This window comes from Marinomonas rhizomae, from assembly GCF_003315485.1.
In the GTDB taxonomy this organism is placed as follows: domain Bacteria; phylum Pseudomonadota; class Gammaproteobacteria; order Pseudomonadales; family Marinomonadaceae; genus Marinomonas; species Marinomonas rhizomae.
Map to the genome: position 1 here is coordinate 1 of NZ_QNSE01000008.1, position 18714 is coordinate 18714.

General features: G+C 41.6%; 18 protein-coding genes, 5 tRNA genes and 1 rRNA gene. 11 read left to right on the forward strand and 13 right to left on the reverse strand.

The window, feature by feature from the left end; genetic code table 11:
- The 6 genes from rrf to DFP80_RS11080 all read left to right on the forward strand — a co-directional run.
- Nucleotides 1-91 (forward strand): 5S ribosomal RNA (gene rrf / locus DFP80_RS11055); the annotation flags it as partial.
- Between the two features lie 1259 nt (nt 92-1350).
- Nucleotides 1351-1560, forward strand: a complete 210-nt coding sequence (locus DFP80_RS11060) for a cold-shock protein (RefSeq protein WP_012071288.1) — start codon at nt 1351-1353, stop codon at nt 1558-1560.
- Between the two features lie 143 nt (nt 1561-1703).
- Complete coding sequence (locus DFP80_RS11065; RefSeq protein ID WP_113916867.1) at nt 1704-2249, forward strand: DUF2058 domain-containing protein; 546 nt, start codon at nt 1704-1706, stop codon at nt 2247-2249.
- Between the two features lie 400 nt (nt 2250-2649).
- Complete coding sequence (locus DFP80_RS11070; RefSeq protein ID WP_241560228.1) at nt 2650-3555, forward strand: porin; 906 nt, start codon at nt 2650-2652, stop codon at nt 3553-3555.
- 250 nt (nt 3556-3805) lie between these two features.
- Nucleotides 3806-4444, forward strand: coding sequence for a cupin domain-containing protein (locus DFP80_RS11075; protein ID WP_113916869.1), 639 nt, complete (start codon nt 3806-3808; stop codon nt 4442-4444).
- A gap of 27 nt (nt 4445-4471) precedes the next feature.
- Nucleotides 4472-5179: a fumarylacetoacetate hydrolase family protein gene (locus DFP80_RS11080; protein ID WP_113916870.1), complete on the forward strand. Its 708-nt coding sequence runs from the start codon at nt 4472-4474 to the stop codon at nt 5177-5179.
- Here the strand turns inward: DFP80_RS11080 and DFP80_RS11085 are convergent.
- Both DFP80_RS11085 and DFP80_RS11090 read right to left on the reverse strand, forming a co-directional pair.
- Complete coding sequence (locus DFP80_RS11085) at nt 5169-5639, reverse strand: DTW domain-containing protein (RefSeq protein ID WP_258546982.1); 471 nt, start codon at nt 5637-5639, stop codon at nt 5169-5171. The genes DFP80_RS11080 and DFP80_RS11085 overlap by 11 nt on opposite strands.
- Nucleotides 5640-5747: 108 nt before the next feature.
- Nucleotides 5748-6959, reverse strand: a complete 1212-nt coding sequence (locus tag DFP80_RS11090; RefSeq protein WP_113916872.1) for an ammonium transporter — start codon at nt 6957-6959, stop codon at nt 5748-5750.
- Nucleotides 6960-7417: 458 nt separating this feature from the next.
- Between DFP80_RS11090 and DFP80_RS11095 the strand changes: the two genes are divergently transcribed.
- Both DFP80_RS11095 and DFP80_RS11100 read left to right on the forward strand, forming a co-directional pair.
- Complete coding sequence (locus DFP80_RS11095; RefSeq protein ID WP_113916873.1) at nt 7418-7630, forward strand: cold-shock protein; 213 nt, start codon at nt 7418-7420, stop codon at nt 7628-7630.
- Nucleotides 7631-7746: 116 nt separating this feature from the next.
- Complete coding sequence (locus tag DFP80_RS11100; protein ID WP_113917097.1) at nt 7747-8406, forward strand: glutathione S-transferase; 660 nt, start codon at nt 7747-7749, stop codon at nt 8404-8406.
- A 10-nt stretch (nt 8407-8416) separates the two neighbouring features.
- On the opposite strand, the gene DFP80_RS11105 is transcribed toward DFP80_RS11100, so the two are convergent.
- Nucleotides 8417-9259 (reverse strand): outer membrane protein assembly factor BamD, encoded by an 843-nt coding sequence (locus DFP80_RS11105; protein ID WP_113916874.1) that lies wholly within the window; start codon nt 9257-9259, stop codon nt 8417-8419.
- A gap of 160 nt (nt 9260-9419) precedes the next feature.
- On the opposite strand from DFP80_RS11105, the gene rluD reads away from it, so the two are divergent.
- From rluD to clpB, 3 genes are all read left to right on the forward strand, one after another.
- Complete coding sequence (gene rluD, locus DFP80_RS11110; protein ID WP_113916875.1) at nt 9420-10403, forward strand: 23S rRNA pseudouridine(1911/1915/1917) synthase RluD; 984 nt, start codon at nt 9420-9422, stop codon at nt 10401-10403.
- A 129-nt stretch (nt 10404-10532) separates the two neighbouring features.
- A complete protein-coding gene (gene pgeF, locus DFP80_RS11115) occupies nt 10533-11279 on the forward strand; it encodes a peptidoglycan editing factor PgeF (protein WP_113916876.1) in 747 nt (248 codons plus the stop codon).
- Between the two features lie 124 nt (nt 11280-11403).
- Nucleotides 11404-13986, forward strand: a complete 2583-nt coding sequence (gene clpB / locus DFP80_RS11120; protein ID WP_113916877.1) for an ATP-dependent chaperone ClpB — start codon at nt 11404-11406, stop codon at nt 13984-13986.
- 90 nt (nt 13987-14076) lie between these two features.
- Here clpB and DFP80_RS11125 read toward each other — a convergent pair whose 3' ends face one another.
- The 10 genes from DFP80_RS11125 to DFP80_RS11170 all read right to left on the reverse strand — a co-directional run bounded on the left by DFP80_RS11125 (nt 14077) and on the right by DFP80_RS11170 (nt 18644).
- Complete coding sequence (locus DFP80_RS11125; protein WP_113916878.1) at nt 14077-14661, reverse strand: TIGR04219 family outer membrane beta-barrel protein; 585 nt, start codon at nt 14659-14661, stop codon at nt 14077-14079.
- A 115-nt stretch (nt 14662-14776) separates the two neighbouring features.
- Nucleotides 14777-14851, reverse strand: a tRNA-Gln gene (locus DFP80_RS11130).
- Between the two features lie 10 nt (nt 14852-14861).
- A tRNA-Met gene (locus DFP80_RS11135) sits at nt 14862-14938 on the reverse strand.
- A 26-nt stretch (nt 14939-14964) separates the two neighbouring features.
- A tRNA-Gln gene (locus DFP80_RS11140) sits at nt 14965-15039 on the reverse strand.
- A gap of 10 nt (nt 15040-15049) precedes the next feature.
- Nucleotides 15050-15126: transfer RNA gene (locus tag DFP80_RS11145), tRNA-Met, on the reverse strand.
- Between the two features lie 10 nt (nt 15127-15136).
- Nucleotides 15137-15211 (reverse strand) — tRNA-Gln (locus tag DFP80_RS11150).
- A gap of 114 nt (nt 15212-15325) precedes the next feature.
- Nucleotides 15326-16417, reverse strand: a complete 1092-nt coding sequence (gene ychF / locus DFP80_RS11155; RefSeq protein WP_113916879.1) for a redox-regulated ATPase YchF — start codon at nt 16415-16417, stop codon at nt 15326-15328.
- A gap of 25 nt (nt 16418-16442) precedes the next feature.
- Nucleotides 16443-17027: an aminoacyl-tRNA hydrolase gene (gene pth, locus DFP80_RS11160; RefSeq protein ID WP_113916880.1), complete on the reverse strand. Its 585-nt coding sequence runs from the start codon at nt 17025-17027 to the stop codon at nt 16443-16445.
- Between the two features lie 21 nt (nt 17028-17048).
- Nucleotides 17049-17627: a 50S ribosomal protein L25/general stress protein Ctc gene (locus DFP80_RS11165; protein WP_113916881.1), complete on the reverse strand. Its 579-nt coding sequence runs from the start codon at nt 17625-17627 to the stop codon at nt 17049-17051.
- 69 nt (nt 17628-17696) lie between these two features.
- Nucleotides 17697-18644, reverse strand: coding sequence for a ribose-phosphate diphosphokinase (locus DFP80_RS11170; protein ID WP_113916882.1), 948 nt, complete (start codon nt 18642-18644; stop codon nt 17697-17699).
- Nucleotides 18645-18714: the final 70 nt, after the last annotated feature.

The window sequence follows — 18714 nt, forward strand, 5'->3', positions numbered from 1 at the left end:
CCACCTGATCCCATCCCGAACTCAGAAGTGAAAAGCGCCATCGCCGATGGTAGTGTGGGAGATCCCATGTGAGAGTAGGTCGTCGTCAAGCTTTACATTAAGAGAAACCCCACATGACAATGTCATGTGGGGTTTTTTCGTTTAAGAGGGCTAACAACCCTTCCCACGTGTGGGGCTTTTATGAAGGAACGCATGTGAGAGTCCCGCAAGGGGATAAGCATAAGTCGTCGTCAAGCCTTATATTAAGAAGGCCCTGATAGGTCATCTTGTCAGGGCTTTTTTACGTCTGTTTTACGTCTGAAGGAAAGCAAAAAAGAACATAGGGAGTAAACTTCCATGAAACCTCATCAAGAACCATACTGTCCTAGGAAGTATCTCCCGACATAACCATCCGACTAATAGGTGTGATTAAGTAAATGAAAATTTTAAAAAAGCTAGATTATGTCCTATGTTTTTTAATTAAGTACATTTTATGATTTTCTCTTGCATAAACTGATTATCTTCGATAGATTCTTATTTAGACAGAGGGTGAATGGATTTACCTATGCCTCCAGGATGGAGGCTCTGTCTCTACTAGGACGAATTAAGCTGCATGGATGCAGCGGAAAACTTTTCACATCGCTAAACTCTTACTTCTTTTCATTATTTTTTATTCGACTGTTGAGCATTTTGTTCCTTTGTATTTCAATAGGCTGGTCACAAGTTACAATATTCTAGATGTTACTATGAGAGGCTAAATGTTCTTGAATGGACAGCCTTCATTTATGTAGGAACACTTTCTTTGGTGTTATGTGACACTTAAGAGCTTGAGTATGTTTATTTAGAGACTTCACGGCTTCCTCAAAGAAAAATTCGCATCGATAGCGTTGTTGTCCCAGATGTTATCTGATGTTTAAGTGTAGATTTTTTATAAAAGGGCTCTTTTCTAGAGGTTGTGGGAGAGGCTATTATTGATGCGTTTTAGGTAATTAATACAAATTTAATGGAATTTACCTAATACAAATACAGAATCTAAATGTTTTTATATATTTTATTTGGCATCTTTTATAGGGTTGATATCTTGAAAAAATCTTATAATACAAATAGATAGAAGGGGTAATATGTATATAGCTGATTTTAATTTGGCTGATGTTGAAAAATTTATGTAGAACATGATTGACCCGGCGACTCAAAGCGGACTACAATCAAGTTCGTTTAAAAGAGTTGGCAATATTTATGTCCAGAGTTGCGAATATTACGTCATGTATGTTCGGTCCTGTTAAGTCATAAGTAATACCGAGTTTTTTTAGCACTATAACGTAGATGATATACATCTTCGTATAAATTAACTTAACCTACAGGATAACAGACATGTCTGACGTAGTAACTGGTACAGTAAAATTTTTCAACGAAACTAAAGGTTTCGGTTTCATCACTCAGGATCAAGGTCCTGATGTTTTTGTTCATTTCTCTGCAATCAACACTTCTGGCTTCAAAACTTTGGCTGAAGGCCAAAAAGTTGAATTCCAAGTAGCTCAAGGCAAAAAAGGCCCTGAAGCTCAAAACGTTACACCTCTATAATGTAACGTTGCTGAGAATATTCTCAGCAGTGCGAATGCTAAAAAGCGACTTTAAAAGTCGCTTTTTTTGTTTTTGTAGGTTGTGATTTTTATAATACCTAAGTTTGACCAAATTTATTTTTGTTAGTAAATAAGGAGGTTCTAATGGCTACGAAGTCTTTACAAGAGCAGCTATTAGGTGCTGGGCTTGTTGATAAGAAGAAAGTTAAGAAATTAAAAGCTGAATCTTTACAGCTCAAGCAGAAAATTAAAAAAGGTAAGGTTACAGCGTCAGGTGATGATGATCGCCGGGAAGAGCTGAAACGTCAAAGGGAAGAGAAGGCTGAGAGAGATAGAGTATTAAACATGGAGCGGCAGAAGCTTGCTGAGCAAAAAGCTGTCCATGGTCAAATTCGTCAGATGATTGAGCAAAACCGTGTTCGAAAACAAGATGGAGACATCGCTTATCATTTTACTGACAATAAAAAAGTAAAGCAGTTGTATATAAGCCAATCGATGCACGATGATCTGAGTCGTGGGCGTTTGGCTATAGTAAGGCTTGATGAGCTATATGAGATTCTCCCTGAGCCTGTAGCGGTCAAGATTAGTGAACGTGATTCTTCCTATATACTTGTTTGTAATAATCGAGTAGAGAGTATTGAGGATGATCCGTATGCAGACTTTCAAATTCCTGATGATTTGATGTGGTAACTGCTGTTTTGATAAGAGGGTTCTCTAACCCTCTTATAGTTTGAATATTGGTCGCTTTTTATTTTTCCTACAGTCTAAACTGTCTGTTTTATCCTTGATAAAGCATTTGGTTGACGCTTTATTTTCATATAATAGGCTTTTTTTTACATTTATGTGCACATTGATCTCATTTTAAAAACACTAACTATTTGTTTTTTAATGATTTTTTTATTTTTTTATTCTTTACTTTCTCCTTTTTGTTTGTATATTTCAAAAAAAAAGCACACATAGTGAATACTTGATGCAACTAACTTGCGGGTGGTTGTCTATTCCTGTGAAATGTTTAGATTGTTTGACTGTTGCTTGCACATATCAAGCGCCTACAAGAAAAAGCGTACAAACATTTAAAAGGGAAACGAGAATGAAAAAATCGATTATTGCTATTGCTGTATCAAGTGCGGCACTTGCTTCTGTATCTTCTTATGCTGCTGAAGGTTCTACTGTAGATGTTTACGGTAATATTCAGTACGCGTACACAGATAATGATGCTGGATCAGATTTTGAAGATAATGGTTCAACATTTGGGTTTAAAGGCGAAACCAAGATTGATCAAGATCTAACAGCTTTCTTCAAATATGAGCTTGAAGCTGATGCTGATGAAAAAAATGGCGATGTTAGCGTTGGCATTGACCAGGCGTTTGTTGGTCTAAAAGGTAACTTCGGTAAAGTTCAAGTAGGTACGTTCGATAGTATCTATAACAATGCTATTCAAGATTCTGTAGATCAGTTTGAGAACTTGGAATTCTCTTCTAACGATACTACAACTGAAGGCGATACTATTGCTTACTTCTCACCTTCTTTTAATGGTCTAGAGATTCAAGCATCTGCTCAAGTTAAAGGATCTGACAACACTAATGATGGAACAGCTGTAACACTTGTAGGTAAATACAGTGTTGATGCTTTGACTGTTGCTCTAGGTTACGATTCTCTTGAGAATGATCAAGCTGATGATGAAAACACTATCGGTTTGAATGTTGGTTACCAAGTGATGCCTGCATTGAATCTGAGTGCAAAATTTGAAACTACTAAAGATGCTGAAGATCGAGTTGGTCTAGCTGCTCGTTACGGTTACGGCGCTGGTGATGTTTACGCTTCTGCACAAGTTATCTCTCCAGATGCTGGTGATGAATACAACGAGTTTGGTGCTGGCGTAACATACAGCTTAGCGTCAAATGTTTATGTATACGGCGAAGTAGCTAGCATTGAAGCTAGCTCTACTGCTGATGCAGACACTCAAACAGCTGTTGGTGTTTACTACGGTTTCTAAGATCTCCTTATAGTTGATTTTATTTACTCTAAGGCTCCTGCTATTTAATAAAGTAGGAGCCTTATGTTAAGCAAGATCATTCAAGGTTCCATATTTCTTCTCTTGTAGGCAGACTGTTGGAACATTTTGGCACTTGGTGGAAACATCAGGTGCTTTTTTTATTACAAGCTTTTCTACTTGATCTTACAAATACTTGATTGTTATTTGATCAAACCGTTACACTGAAGTTTTCCTTTGATTGGCGGTTGTTATGCTTAATATGGACTTTGCCCAAGCTGTGTTTATCAATACAAATAAACTTGATTGGGTAGCAAGTCCCATGTCTGGAGTTTTTCGAAAGCCTTTGGCTCGAGAAGATGCGGAACGAGGCCATGCAACGAGTTTGGTTAAATATGAATCTGGCTCGGTATTTCGTCCCCACCCACATCCTTTAGGAGAAGAAATATTTGTTTTAAGTGGTGTTTTTTCTGATGAGAAAGGCGACTTTAAAGCTGGGAGCTATTTTAGAAACCCTCCTGGAAGTAGTCATGCACCTCATAGTCATGATGGTTGCTTTCTATTTGTTAAGTTGCATCAGTTTCAATCCTCCGATTTAAATCAAGTTTATATCGATACTCCTACAATTTGGTCATCCACACTATCTGAAATTCTTCCGCTTTATGAATTTGGTATGGAGCGAGTCTGGTTTGTTCGTATTCAGAATGGTGAAGATATACTGCGTGAATTGGACTTACCTGCTTCTGTTGAGTTATTTGTTATATCGGGGCAGGCTGAGTACGGGAGTCTTAAAATATCTTCTGGTGCGTGGCTACGTGAGCCTAGGTTCGAGTTAGACCATTGGACAGTGCCATCAAGTTGCTTTATTTGGTTAAAGTCAGGCCACTTTTAAATATTCCTATTCTTTATTGAGGCTTAAATGAAAAATATTGTATCCGAGCAATCTAGGGTTTATTTACCCATTGCTGAAAGTGATCAAGTCTACCCGGTTGGTCGAGTTTTTTGTGTTGGCCGTAATTACGCAGAACATTCAAAAGAAATGGGCGATGACCCAGAAAGAGATCCTCCATTCTTTTTTGTAAAAGATGCTTCTAGTGTTGTACCTTCTGCATTTTCTGAAGTCACTCATATTACTTACCCTATGGCTACCTCACAATTCGAATATGAAGTGGAGCTTGTTGTAGCGTTAGGGAGAGGCGGTCGTAGTCTGTCCTTGCAACAGGCTGGGGAAGCGGTTCTTGGTTATGCTGTAGGTTTGGATATGACGCGTCGAGATCTTCAAGCGCAGGCGAAAAAAAAGGGACGCCCATGGGAGGTTGGTAAATCATTTGATGAGTCTGCGCCAATCAGTCCTATTTTGTTAAAAACAGATGTTCTTGTTGATAGTATTTCCAAAGGGGAAATTGGCTTAAAAGTAAATAACGAGCTTAAACAGATTAGTAAGATAGCTAATTTAACTTGGTCAATTGAAGAAGTCATTTGTAAGCTTTCCGAAGTGTTTGAGTTACGACCTGGTGACTTAATAATGACAGGTACGCCTGAAAATGTAGGGGCTGTTGTGGTTGGAGATGAAATGCAAGCGTGGGTTGAGCATTTAGGGGAAATTAAGGTAAGTGTTACTGGTTAAACTCAATGAATTTATTGGATAGTAGGGGGGCTGCTGAATGTTTATATTTCGCTAATAAGTGAATAGTAACTTCAGCAGTACAAAGACCAATATTTTTTTGATTACGACGTTTGCTGTATGCTGATTCTACGCCTTGAATTTCATAATGCTTAAATTTTTGTAGATAGGGCGATTTGTTGTATATTTTTCGGGCTTGTTGCCAAGTGCCATCAATAATAATGATGTTGTGAATTGACTGTGTCATATCATCACAGAATCTCTGCTGTTCATTTTCACATAGATAAATAAGTAATGTGTTGCTAGGTGGTAATTTCAATATATCTGCGTTTGGTGAAACTCTAGACCACACGATGATTTCGCACTCATCACTCAGAATGTCTTTTACTAGTTTTCCTGTTCCAGAAGCTTTTTTGAGTTCTTCGCTGTGTGTTATTAGCCAGATTTTCACTGATATCTTCACTATCGATAAATAGGCAATTATACCGATTTCTAAATGAACTAGAATACAAAAAAACTTGATGACAGCACTGTTAAAAGTGAACTGTCATCAGGTGTCTATAACAGTGTATTATTCTTTGCCGATAGAGCCTATTTTATGGATTGATAAATCAGCACCGTTAAACTCATCCTCTTCACTCAGGCGTAACCCGCTGACCGACTTAACTATGCCATAAACAATAAACCCACTTAGTGTTGCAATCACAATACCGCCTAAGCTTCCTAAGAGTTGAGAGTAGAAGCTAACACCACCTAATCCACCCAGTGATTCAGATCCGAAAATACCAGCGGCAATGCCTCCCCAAGCGCCACAAACACCATGAAGTGGCCAAACACCAAGAACATCATCTGTGTGTTTTAACTTTTGCTGGATAACAGTGAAGAGTGTGGTAAATATTGCACCAGCAAATGCACCTGTTGCTAAAGCGCCAATAGGGTGCATGATGTCGGAGCCTGCGCAGATAGCCACTAAGCCAGCTAATGGACCATTATGGATAAAACCAGGGTCGTTCTTCCCAAACAGCATAGCAGTGATTATACCGCCTACCATAGCCATTAATGAGTTTACAGCGACTAAACCACTTACGCCATCTAGCGTTTGTGCTGACATAACATTAAAGCCAAACCAGCCTATGCAAAGTATCCAAGCCCCTAAAGCCAAAAATGGAATGTTTGACGGGGCAAACGCGACTAACTTTCCATGTTTAAAACGGCCACGGCGCGTGCCAAGCAAAACGATGGCGGCAAGAGCAACCCAACCGCCGAAAGCGTGGACAACAACAGAGCCTGCAAAATCATGGAAAGGGGCTCCATAACGTTTTGTTAGCCAATCTTGAAGGCCGTAATTGCCATTCCACACAATGCCTTCAAAAAGTGGATAGGCAATGCCAACAATCACTGCGGCTGAGATGAGCATAGGGTAAAACTTAGCGCGCTCAGCGACACCTCCAGAAATGATGGCTGGGATTGCGGCAGCAAAGGTCATGAGGAAGAAAAACTTCACTAAGCTATAACCATGTTCCTGTGATAGTACGGCGGCACTATCAAAAAAATTGATCCCATAAGCAATCTGGTAGCCAATAAAAAAATAAACGAGCGCTGAAATCGCAAAGTCGGTCATTATTTTGACTAACGCATTCACTTGATTTTTATGTCTTACTGTTCCTACTTCTAGAAAGGCGAATCCTGCATGCATGGCAAACACCATGATGGCGCCAAGTAAAATGAAAAGTGTGTTTGAACTTGAAACTAACATTTCTACTGCACTGTTTGTGGGTGTCACTGGTGGCTCCTAACGTTTTTTTGCACCGAAAAGGTTTGCCATTATCCATAATCGCTCTTTTTTGGGGCTTTATTGGTTTTTTTGATTGTTTAATTTAAGATTCGTCTAAGGCTAAGCAATAACCGTTCCATTTATGCCTTTATTTGGTGCTGTTGAGTGAAATTGAGAAGGTCGTGCACTGTTTTGGTAATGGGGCTTGGTGTGACGTTATTGTATTTAGCTCACTTGCTAATATTGATTATATTTAATTTGATTATTCTTACCTTTTTTAACAATACTTATTTTTGAGCTACTTTCTATTTTTTTATTAAAAACTTATTATCAATTAGTTAACGTGTTTTTAAACGGTTATTATTAGCTTAATGCGTTTAACATTCAGGTATTTATTGAAGTTTGATTACTTTTAGTATGGTTAAAAGATTACTCAATTAAGAGCAACATAAAAAAATGAGGTTGTTATGTCGGATCAGTTAGTGTCAGGTATTGTTAAGTGGTTTAATGATGAGAAAGGGTTTGGTTTTATTGAGCGTGAAGGTGGGGCAGATGTTTTTGTTCATTTTCGTTCTATCAATGGAACGGGCCGTCGAACCCTACAAGAAGGTCAAAAAGTAACGTTCGAAGTGACTCAAGGGCAAAAAGGTCTTCAGGCTGAGAATGTTACCCCAGTCTAGTTAAGCTTTTGATAGATCAAAAAAACCATGCGCGTGAATTTCTTATTTTGGATGAGATGTTTATGAGGGGCATGGTTTTTTTATGTGTGTTTTGTTTTAAATAGGAGGTTGCTTTGTTGCCTGTTCTGTATTCGTTCAGACGCTGTCCTTATGCAATTAGATCTAGATATATTATTGCCTTGTTGGGGACCTCTGTGCATTTACGTGAAGTGATCTTGAAGTCTAAGCCCTCTGAACTATTATCCTTAGGTGGACGATCAAGTGTACCTCAGCTTGTTGATGTTGATGGGGTGAGATATCCAGAAAGTCTAGACATCATTTTCTGGGCACTGGCTTGCTCTGATGATAAAAAAGTCGTTAATGAGTTATGGCCGGCGGACAGTGTTCAAAGAAATCGAATCAAGGCTTGGATAGACTATAACGATCACTTTTTTAAACACTGGTTAGATCGTTATAAGTACGCGAATCGATATCCTGAATATAGTGAAGACTACTACCGTAAAAAAGGGGAACTCTTTTTATCCCGTTTGGATAAGCGTTTAAGCGCAAAAAAATTTCTACTCGGAGAGCAAGTTAGTTTAGCTGATATTGCTGTCTTTCCGTTCATTCGTCAGTTTGTCGCGGTAAATCAAAAATGGTTTGATTCGACTCAATATCATAACGTTAGACGCTGGCTAGCTAGTTTTGTTAACTCGGAAATGTTTAATTCTGTCGTCATGGTGAAATATCCAGCTTGGCAGGCAGGGCAAAAAAATACTCTTTACCCTGCCTACTAATTAGAATCACTTATTCAAGTAAGCCAAATGTAACCCAATATAAAAAGCCTGGGTCAGCATCGCTTGGTAGTTTAAGTTCGATGAATTTTCCTTGGTCATCTATATATGATGTATTTGGGAAATTTTGTTTTAACACGGTAAGATTAGTTAGTGCTAAATCAGGTTGGTTTAAATCCTTATAAGATTGAATGCTAATTGCTAACGCTTTTTCTACAGAGCGTGTGCTCGGATAGTGTTGAATGACTTCTTGGCTACGGCGTAGTGCAGAAAGTGGCGCTTTCCTTTTTAGGTAATAGTGGGCGACTTGCAGCTCATGACGCGCCACCATTTCGCGTAAATAGTACATGCGTGCTTTTGCGTCGGGAGCATAAGTACTTTTGGGGAAGCGGGAAGTGAAATCTGCTAACTCATTAAATGCTTTGGCCAGTTCTTTTGAATCCCTTTCGCTTGGGTCTAGATTCAAGTAGCGAGACACTAAGCTTTCAGCGCCTTTGTAGGTTGATAAAGCACGCATATAATAGGCGTAGTCAATCGAATCGTGGTCTGGGTGGTTTTTAATGAATCGTTCCGCTGATGCATGCGCGGCAATGAAATCGCTTGCTTCCATTTGTGCGTAAATTAGGTCTAATTCTGCACGAATGCTGAATTCGCCAAACGGATAGCGAGAGTCTAAATCTTTTAGGTGCTTAATTGCAGTAGTGGGAAGGTTTTCTTCCAGCGCTTGCTGAGCTTTGTCGTAATAGACACGTTCAGGTAGGTCTGGTTCTTGTACTTGTTTGCTTGAACAGGCAACAATGAATAAAGAAAAACTTACTATTCCAGAGAATCGGAGCAACGTGTGATGAAATCCCATGTATAATCAAAACCTTGATATGGTAGTAGGTAAGCCTCAATCGGCATTTTGTAGCGTTATATTGCGAAAGATGATGAAGTGCAAGGCGCTACACGTTTTTTTACATTCAAGCCCAATGATAAAATTATTGAGCTGAAAACAACAGACTAAAGTACATTGTATGGCAGAGCGCATAGTAAAAGAAGCCCAAGTTCCATTCGATTTGGGTGGCAACCGTTTCGATCAAATCGCAACAGAATTGTTTAGCGACTATTCTCGTTCGCGCATCCAAAGCTGGATCAAAGAAGGGGTGTTGAAAGTCGATGGGAAAATCACTAAGCCAAAAGAAAAATTATTTGGTGGTGAAGTGGTGACCTTAGATATCGTAATCGAAGCCCAAGAAGATCATGAAGCACAAGAAATGGATATTGATGTTGTTTATGAAGACGATGACATCATTATTATTAATAAACCTGCAGGCTTAGTGGTTCACCCTGCTGTGGGTAACCGCGATGGCACCTTGATGAATGCAATTCTTCATCATGCACCAGAGACGGCTCATATTCCACGTGCTGGTATTGTGCATCGTTTAGATAAAGAAACCACTGGCTTAATGGTGGTTGCCAAGACCTTGGCTGCGCAAACAGATCTTGTGACACAATTACAAGAGCGCAGCATGGGACGTGAGTATGAAGCAATTTCTATAGGCGTAATGACGGGCGGTGGCGTAGTTGATGAACCAATTGGTCGTCACCCTCATAACCGCCAAAAGCAAGCAGTAGAGCCTGTTAATGGCAAAGATGCGGTAACGCATTATCGCTTGGTTGAGCGCTTTAAAAATCATACCCACATACGATTGAAGTTAGAGACAGGACGCACCCATCAGATTCGTGTTCATATGGCCTTCATTCAATATCCGTTGGTGGGTGATCCTCAATACGGAGGACGTCTTAAAATGCCAAAGGCTTGCTCCCCTGAATTGCAAGATGAGTTGCGTCATTTTCGTCGTCAGGCATTGCATGCTAAGAAGCTAGAGCTTTCTCATCCGGTTACGGGAGAGTGGATGCAATGGGAAATTGATTTGCCAGATGATATGAAGAAATTATTGGATGCGCTTAAAAAGGATACGGTTGAGTCTGGCAGTAATGACTCAGAGTATTTCTAATTTAATAGTGTTATAGGGGCAGCTTCGGCTGCCTTTTTATTTTATAGAGACCTTTGCATGGCTATTTTTCCTTGCCTTGGTTTCACTTATAGCTTCGTTTAAGCGTCTCTTCAACTCTCGGAGATTAAGATGTCTTCTAATGCCCTTTCTTATATTTGCCCTACTTGGCCTGCGCCAATTTCTGTTCGTGCTTATGTTTCCACACGTATTGGTGGGGTTAGTAGTGCACCGTTTGATAGCTTGAACCTAGGTCTTCATGTACAGGATGACCCTGCCGCGGTTCAGCAGAATCGCCAAGTGTTTGCGTCTCATATTGGTATGCCTGACTCCACAATTTGGCTAACCCAGGTGCATGGTACTGATGTGGTTAGCTTGCCTTGTGAGTCTTTACCAAATAGTGCTGATGCGGCGGTTTCTAACTTTGCGAATCAAGTTTGTGCTGTACTGACGGCAGACTGTTTGCCAGTCTTTTTCTGCAATCAAGCTGGGACGCAGGTTGCCGTGGCTCATGCTGGTTGGCGTGGGCTTTGTGACGGTGTTTTAGAATCAACATTAGCGAAGTTTGATGAGCCAAGTCATGTCATGGTTTGGTTGGGGCCAGCTATTGGGCCAGATGCCTTTGAAGTTGGAGGGGAGGTGCGAGAAGCGTTTATGTCTGTTGCGATGGATGCTGAAGCAGCTTTTAGGCCAGCTCAGCAACAAGGCAAATGGTTAGGAGATCTTTATTTATTAGCAAAACAACGTTTGTTTACTGCTGGAGTGACGCAGGTTTATGGTGGTGACTATTGTACGCATACCGATGAAGCACGTTTTTATTCGTATCGACGCGATGGTAAAACAGGTCGAATGGCATCTGTTATTTGGATTGATGGGTAAATAATGTGCAGCTTTATTGATGGGTGTCAAAAAAATGACACCCATCACCTTGAAAACTCATTTTTAAGGGCTATTAAGCTTTTAATAGAAATATTCCATCTTATTTTACAGAGGATGTCAGATCATGCGTATAGATCGTTTAACCAGTAAATTGCAACTAGCTCTTTCCGATGCTCAATCCGTTGCGCTTGGGCAAGATCATTCCTATATCGAACCACTTCATTTGATGATGGCGTTGCTGGATCAACAAGGCGGTAGTACTCGTCCTATTCTTCAACAGGCCGGTATCCCCGTTGCCAAATTTCGTGACAGTTTAAATGAGTTGTTAACTCGTCTTCCCAAAGTGAATGATCATGATGGCAATGTGCAGATGTCTCCAGAATTGGGGCGATTACTCAATTTAGCGGACAAAGAGGCGCAGAAGCGAAAAGATCAGTATATCTCTTCTGAACTTGTTTTAATGGCCATGTTTGATGGCAAAGATGATCTTGCCAAAAGCCTCAAGGCGAGTGGTGTGACAAAAGCGGATATCGCTGTTGTTATTGACAGTATTCGTGGTGGTGATTCGGTGAATGACCCTGATGCAGAAGAAAGTCGTCAAGCATTGGATAAGTATACGGTTGATCTAACGGCGAGAGCGGCAGAGGGTAAGCTGGATCCAGTGATTGGTCGAGATGATGAAATACGTCGGACAATTCAGGTTTTGCAACGCCGTCGTAAGAATAATCCTGTTTTGATTGGTGAACCTGGAGTGGGTAAAACCGCTATTGTTGAAGGTTTGGCTCAGCGAATAATTAATGGTGAAGTGCCTGAAGGCTTAAAGAGCAAGCGTGTTTTATCTCTTGATATGGCGGCTTTAATTGCGGGCGCTAAATATCGTGGTGAGTTTGAGGAGCGTCTAAAAGCTCTTCTGAACGAGCTGGCAAAACAAGAAGGCCAAGTAATTTTATTTATCGATGAAATCCATACCATGGTTGGTGCAGGTAAGTCAGAAGGTTCAATGGACGCTGGCAATATGCTTAAACCTGCCCTTGCTCGCGGAGAGTTGCATTGTGTTGGTGCGACAACGTTAAATGAATATCGACAATTTATTGAGAAAGACGCAGCACTGGAAAGACGATTCCAAAAAGTGCTGGTAGAGGAACCCAGTGTTTTAGATTCCATCGCGATCTTGCGCGGCTTAAAAGAGCGCTACGAGGTTCATCATGGAATAGATATCACCGACGCCGCTATTATTGCTGCCGCCAAGCTTTCTCAGCGCTATATAACAGATCGCCAATTACCGGATAAGGCGATTGATTTGATCGATGAGGCGGGTAGTCGTATTCGTATGGAGATGGATTCTAAGCCGGAAGATATGGATCGTTTAGAGCGCCGTTTAATTCAATTGAAGATTGAACAAGAGGCGCTTAAAAAAGAAAAAGATAAAGCATCTAAGCTACGATTAGCAGAGCTAGGTGTTGAGATCGATGGTTTGCAGAAGCAATTTTCTGATTTAGAAGAAATATGGAATGCTGAGAAAGCCGCGGTTCAAGGGGCTCAAAAGCTCAAAGAAGAGCTTGAATCTGTCCGTCATGAGATGGAGGAGGCCCGTCGTAGTGGAAACTTGGCCAAAATGTCAGAGCTCCAATACGGCGTGATTCCAATGCTAGAGGCTGAGATCGAAAAAGCCAGTAAAGCCGAAGAAACGACAGAAACACGATTGCTTAAAAGGCGAGTGACGGAAGAGGAAATCGCGACCGTGGTGTCTCGATGGACGGGTATTCCAGTGGATAAAATGCTTGAAGGTGAACGCGATAAACTGTTGCGCATGGAAGATGCGCTGCATGAATCCGTGATGGGACAAGACGAGGCTGTTTTGGCTGTCTCTGATGCGGTTCGTCGCTCTCGCTCTGGTTTGGCTGATCCCAATAGACCCAATGGCTCTTTTCTTTTCTTAGGCCCTACAGGCGTTGGTAAGACTGAGTTGTGTAAATCTCTCGCTCGGTTCCTTTTTGATACTGAGCAGGCTATGGTTCGGATTGATATGTCTGAGTTCATGGAGAAGCATTCAGTTGCTCGCTTGATTGGTGCGCCTCCGGGGTATGTGGGCTATGAAGAAGGGGGCTATTTGACAGAGGCGGTAAGACGTCGACCTTATTCTGTACTTCTACTGGATGAGGTTGAAAAAGCGCATCCAGATGTCTTCAATATTCTTCTGCAGGTTTTGGATGATGGTCGATTAACTGATGGGCAAGGGCGAACTGTGGATTTTAAAAATACAGTCATTGTCATGACCTCGAACTTGGGCTCGGATCTGATACAAGAATATCAATCTGCTGATCAATATGAAGAGATTAAATCTAAAGTCATGGAAGTGGTGGGAACGCATTTTCGTCCTGAATTTATTAATCGTATTGATGAGACCGTGGTGTTCCATCCTCTAATGAGGTCTCAAATCAAAGGCATTGCAACCATCCAGCTAGCGCACTTGAATGATAGATTAAAAGAGATGGGGATGACGTTAGCATTGACTGAAGCTGCTGCTGATCAGCTGGCAGAGGTTGGCTATGACCCTGTTTATGGGGCTCGACCATTGAAACGTGCAATACAGAAATGGATCGAAAACCCATTAGCAAATGAATTGCTGTCTGGAAACTTTGTTGCTGGCGATGATATTGTTGCGGATGCTTTGAATGGGGTTATTTGCTTCGAAAAAGCAAGTTAGTGCTGGTTCTGGTTGATGACAACAGATATAAAAAATCCCGTTGAACTATAAAAAGCTCAACGGGATTTTTATTGGATATTTTAAAGCAACTTAGAAGTCTACAAAGACGCCAATGAACGCACCTTTAGGTTCGTACTTGCCCGCTGAATCAAAGTCCTCTGTAACGGTACGATAGCCAGCTTCAAGACCTGCAAATACTAGAGGTTGGTATTTGATTTTAAAGGTAGTGTCGTTGATATCTGCGTCGCTGCCGCCTCCTGTTTTTACTTCACCACCAACGGAAAGCGCTGTTCCAGGGAAACTAATATAAGCTGATACGTAGGCTAATGGGTAAGTGCCATCAATATTAGAGTTTCCAGCATCATCGATTTTACGGAAAGAGACACCTGCATCTAGGTCTAGCCATAGTAGGCCATCTAGAAATTCATAATAAAGTGTGTAGTCGTTATGTGATAGGTCAATGGTTGAAGAGCCAACTTTTTCTTCTAGAGTTTGGTGTTGTAGGCGGAAATTTGGAATTAAAGGTATTGGGTGTTCTACAGCAATACCGAAGTAGGAATTGAAATCTTCGGCGTCGTTAGTCATAAAAGACCCAGCTTCAGCGGTTAGGCCAAGGACATCCGCATGAGCTGCGCTAGCTAGTAAGGCAGTAGAAAGTAAGAGAGCTGATTTCATAATTAGTATCCAAATATCAAGTAAGATAAATTTTTTCTAATTATAGGTTGAAGGGAACTAAAATCCAATGAAATAAGGAGAGGATATGACGAATTACGAAGAATATTTACATAGATGGCTGGGGTAGAAGGATTCGAACCTACGCATGACGGGATCAAAACCCGTTGCCTTACCGCTTGGCTATACCCCAATTATCAAGTTGGTGGCTATGACTAGATTCGAACTAGTGACCCCATCATTATGAGTGATGTGCTCTAACCAACTGAGCTACATAGCCTTAACTGTATTACTAAAATATATCGATGGCTGGGGTAGAAGGATTCGAACCTACGCATGACGGGATCAAAACCCGTTGCCTTACCGCTTGGCTATACCCCAATTATCGAGTTGGTGGCTATGACTAGATTCGAACTAGTGACCCCATCATTATGAGTGATGTGCTCTAACCAACTGAGCTACATAGCCTTTCGTCTGTTGGCTGGGGTAGAAGGATTCGAACCTACGCATGACGGGATCAAAACCCGTTGCCTTACCGCTTGGCTATACCCCAACAGACTAACTCAGAAACAGTTTATACAAATCGATCTACTGCCTCTGTGGCGCGATATTATTCATATAACCTGTTAATGGGTCAAGTGTTTTTCGAAAAATGTTTTATTATCTGTTAAACATTAAAGCGGAAATGCATTACATCGCCGTCTTTTACTATGTAGTCTTTTCCTTCAAGACGCCATTTACCGGCTTCTTTGGCACCACTTTCACCCTTGTATTGGATGAAATCGTTGTAGCTGATGACTTCTGCACGAATAAAGCCCTTCTCAAAGTCTGTGTGGATCACACCAGCGGCTTGTGGGCCTGTTGCGCCCTGTTTTACTGTCCAGGCACGTACTTCTTTTACGCCCGCTGTAAAGTATGTCTGAAGGCCTAGTAATTCATAGCCTGCGCGGATAACTCGGTCTAGACCGGGTTCTTCCATGCCCATTTCGCCTAGAAACTCTTGCATCTCTTCTGCGTCTAGCTCAGAAATTTCTGCTTCAAGCTGATTGCAAATAGGTACGACCATAGCGCCTTCTGATTCTGCTATTTCACGTACTTGATCAAGGTACGGGTTATTTTCAAAACCGTCTTCGGCAACGTTGGCTATGTACATAGTTGGTTTTGTTGTCAAAAGGTGTAGCGAGCGGACTTCTTTTTTCTGGTCGTCGGACAGTTCCATAGAGCGAACTGGTAGGCCATTTTCTAAATGTACCTTAATACTTTCTAAGAAAGCTTTATGAGAAATTGCTTCTTTGTTACCGCTTTTGGCATTTTTTGCAGTGCGGAACAGCTGTTTATCGATGGATTCGATATCGGCAAAGATCAATTCAAGGTTAATGACTTCGATATCTAGCTTTGGGTTGACATGATTGGAGACGTGGATGACGTTTTCGTCTTCAAAGCAGCGAACAACATGAGCAATGGCATCTGTTTCACGAATGTTCGCTAGAAATTTGTTTCCAAGCCCTTCGCCTTTTGAAGCGCCTTCTACCAAGCCTGCAATATCAACAAACTCCATTGTGGTCGCTAGGACTCGTTCGGGCTTAACTATCTCTGCTAGGGCATCTAAGCGAGGATCAGGCATGGCTACAACGCCTGCGTTTGGTTCTATGGTGCAGAATGGGAAGTTTTCTGCGCCAATGCCGGCTTTGGTTAGTGCATTAAATAGAGTTGATTTACCAACGTTAGGTAGCCCAACGATGCCGCAATTAAAACCCATAGTGAGATTCCTAATAATTAAGTGATTATGCTTTGAAGCTGTGTAGCTGATTCATTACGGCATTCAGGTTGCCGCGAACGATGTCATCAACATAGCGTAATGATTCGTCGATTGTTTGTTCTATTTTCATATAATCGTCTGGAGCGGCTTTTTTCAGAACATAATTAGCCACTTGGCTTGCGTGCCCTGGATGACCTATGCCGATTCTTAGGCGACCAAATTCTCGACTGTTCGCCAGCTTGGAAATAATGTCTTTTAATCCGTTGTGACCACCATGCCCACCGCCTTGCTTTAATTTGACGGTACCTGGAGGGATGTCTAGTTCATCGTGAATAACAAGGATTTCTTCAGGAGGGATTTTATAGAATTGGCATACAGCCTGAACCGCTTTGCCGCTTAAATTCATATAGGTGGTGGGAATAAGCAGATAGCATTCTTCACCAGCTATAGAAACTTTACCAAATTGGCCGAAAAACTTTTTTTCAGCACGAAGAGAGCATTGGCTCTGACGAGCCAATGCTTCAATCCACTGAGCGCCTGCATTGTGGCGAGTGTTCTCGTATTCGCTACCTGGGTTTCCCAAGCCTACTAATAATCTGAAACCTGCCACAATACTGCCTTCAATGGGATCTTAACGTTTAGCTTTACCGATACGAGCGATAGGTTGGTCATGATCTTCGCCTTTTAGCAAAGAAACCAACTCTACACCTTCAGGAAGGATAACGTCAGACAAGTGGAAGATTTGATTAAGTTGACCTTCGATCACATCTACTGTTAATACTTCTGGAAGGTTAGCTGGTAAGCAGCGAACTTCAGCCAATTTAGATTCAACCGTTAAGCGACCACCTTGCTTATTAACACCTTCACTTTTCGCCGCGTTAATGAAGCTTAAAGGAATGCGAGTAGTGATTGCTTTATCTGCTTGAGCGCGCTGAAGGTCCATGTGCATTACCGCACCTGTTGCTGGGTGGCGTTGCAATGCTTTAACTAGAACTTGTTCAGTTTTGCCTTCAACAGTAACTTCAATTAGAGCTGTTAAGAAGCCAGGAGTGCCAACAGCTTTAAGTAGCTCGTTGTCTTTGAAAGAGATAGAAACTGGAGCAGCTTCTCCGCCATAAATAACAGCTGGCACTAGGCCTTCATTACGAAGGCGGCGGCTCGCACCTTTACCTTCTTGAGTACGTGCTACGGCATTAATAGATAATGACATGGTATTTTCCTAATAAGTAATAAAGTTTGTGCCCAGAAATGCGACCCGTTCCGAGCGTTAGTGTTTGGTTTAAGCCCCAAACATGGCACTGATAGACTCTTCATTGCATACGCGACGAACAGCCTCCGCCATAATGTCAGACATCGACAATTGGCGTATTTGAGGGCAATTAAGCGCCTCTTGTGTCAATGGGATGGTATCAGTCACGACCAACTCATCAAGCACGGAATTTTTTATGTTTTCAATGGCTTTACCAGATAATACTGGGTGAGTGCAGTAAGCAAGCACTTTTGCCGCGCCATGTTCTTTTAGCGCTTTTGCTGCCGCGCATAGGGTGCCACCTGTATCACACATGTCGTCCACAAGCACACATGTTTTGCCTGCAACGTCACCAATCAAATGCATGATTTGTGCTTCGTTAGCGCGAGGGCGGCGCTTATCTATGATGGCTAAATCAGCATCATCGAGCAGCTTAGCAAAAGCTCGTGCTCGAACAACGCCACCAACATCAGGAGAAACGACCGTGATGTTTTTATGGCCTTGACGTTGTAAATCATCAAGCAACAAAGGCGTCGCGTAGACGTTATCAACAGGGATATCGAAAAAACCCTGGATTTGGTCAGCATGAAGGTCAACCGTTAATACGCGGTTGATACCTACTGCAGAAATCATATCGGCAACCACTTTTGCTGTAATTGGTACTCGAGCAGAACGTACGCGACGATCCTGACGGGCGTAGCCAAAGTAAGGGATCACAGCAGTGACGCGCGTCGCAGAGGCACGGCGTAAAGCATCAGCCATGACAATCAGTTCCATTAAATTATCATTACTAGGTGCGCAGGTAGATTGGATAATGAAAACGTCTTTACCACGAACATTCTCATTGATCTCGACCGTAATTTCTCCGTCGCTAAATTTACCTACGGTTGCATTTCCGATAGGTAGCCCCAGGCGGCGAACCACCCTGCGAGCGAGTTCAGGGTTTGCATTACCGGTAAAAACCATCAACTTGGACACTGTGTATACCCTTTGTATTTTATGGCGATGACTATTTATTAGCCAAGAAAAGACTGGCTGAGGTAGTGTT

Excerpts from the sequence above, each read along its gene's own strand:
- pgeF (WP_113916876.1), top strand. The coding sequence starts at position 10,533 with ATGTCTTCTAATGCCCTTTCTTATATTTGCCCTACTTGGCCTGCGCCA.
- DFP80_RS11075 (WP_113916869.1), top strand. The coding sequence starts at position 3,806 with ATGCTTAATATGGACTTTGCCCAAGCTGTGTTTATCAATACAAATAAA.
- rluD (WP_113916875.1), top strand. The coding sequence starts at position 9,420 with ATGGCAGAGCGCATAGTAAAAGAAGCCCAAGTTCCATTCGATTTGGGT.
- ychF (WP_113916879.1), bottom strand. The coding sequence starts at position 16,417 with ATGGGTTTTAATTGCGGCATCGTTGGGCTACCTAACGTTGGTAAATCA.
- DFP80_RS11070 (WP_241560228.1), top strand. The coding sequence starts at position 2,650 with ATGAAAAAATCGATTATTGCTATTGCTGTATCAAGTGCGGCACTTGCT.
- DFP80_RS11060 (WP_012071288.1), top strand. The coding sequence starts at position 1,351 with ATGTCTGACGTAGTAACTGGTACAGTAAAATTTTTCAACGAAACTAAA.
- clpB (WP_113916877.1), top strand. The coding sequence starts at position 11,404 with ATGCGTATAGATCGTTTAACCAGTAAATTGCAACTAGCTCTTTCCGAT.
- DFP80_RS11165 (WP_113916881.1), bottom strand. The coding sequence starts at position 17,627 with ATGTCATTATCTATTAATGCCGTAGCACGTACTCAAGAAGGTAAAGGT.
- DFP80_RS11105 (WP_113916874.1), bottom strand. The coding sequence starts at position 9,259 with ATGGGATTTCATCACACGTTGCTCCGATTCTCTGGAATAGTAAGTTTT.
- DFP80_RS11125 (WP_113916878.1), bottom strand. The coding sequence starts at position 14,661 with ATGAAATCAGCTCTCTTACTTTCTACTGCCTTACTAGCTAGCGCAGCT.
- DFP80_RS11065 (WP_113916867.1), top strand. The coding sequence starts at position 1,704 with ATGGCTACGAAGTCTTTACAAGAGCAGCTATTAGGTGCTGGGCTTGTT.
- DFP80_RS11095 (WP_113916873.1), top strand. The coding sequence starts at position 7,418 with ATGTCGGATCAGTTAGTGTCAGGTATTGTTAAGTGGTTTAATGATGAG.
- DFP80_RS11080 (WP_113916870.1), top strand. The coding sequence starts at position 4,472 with ATGAAAAATATTGTATCCGAGCAATCTAGGGTTTATTTACCCATTGCT.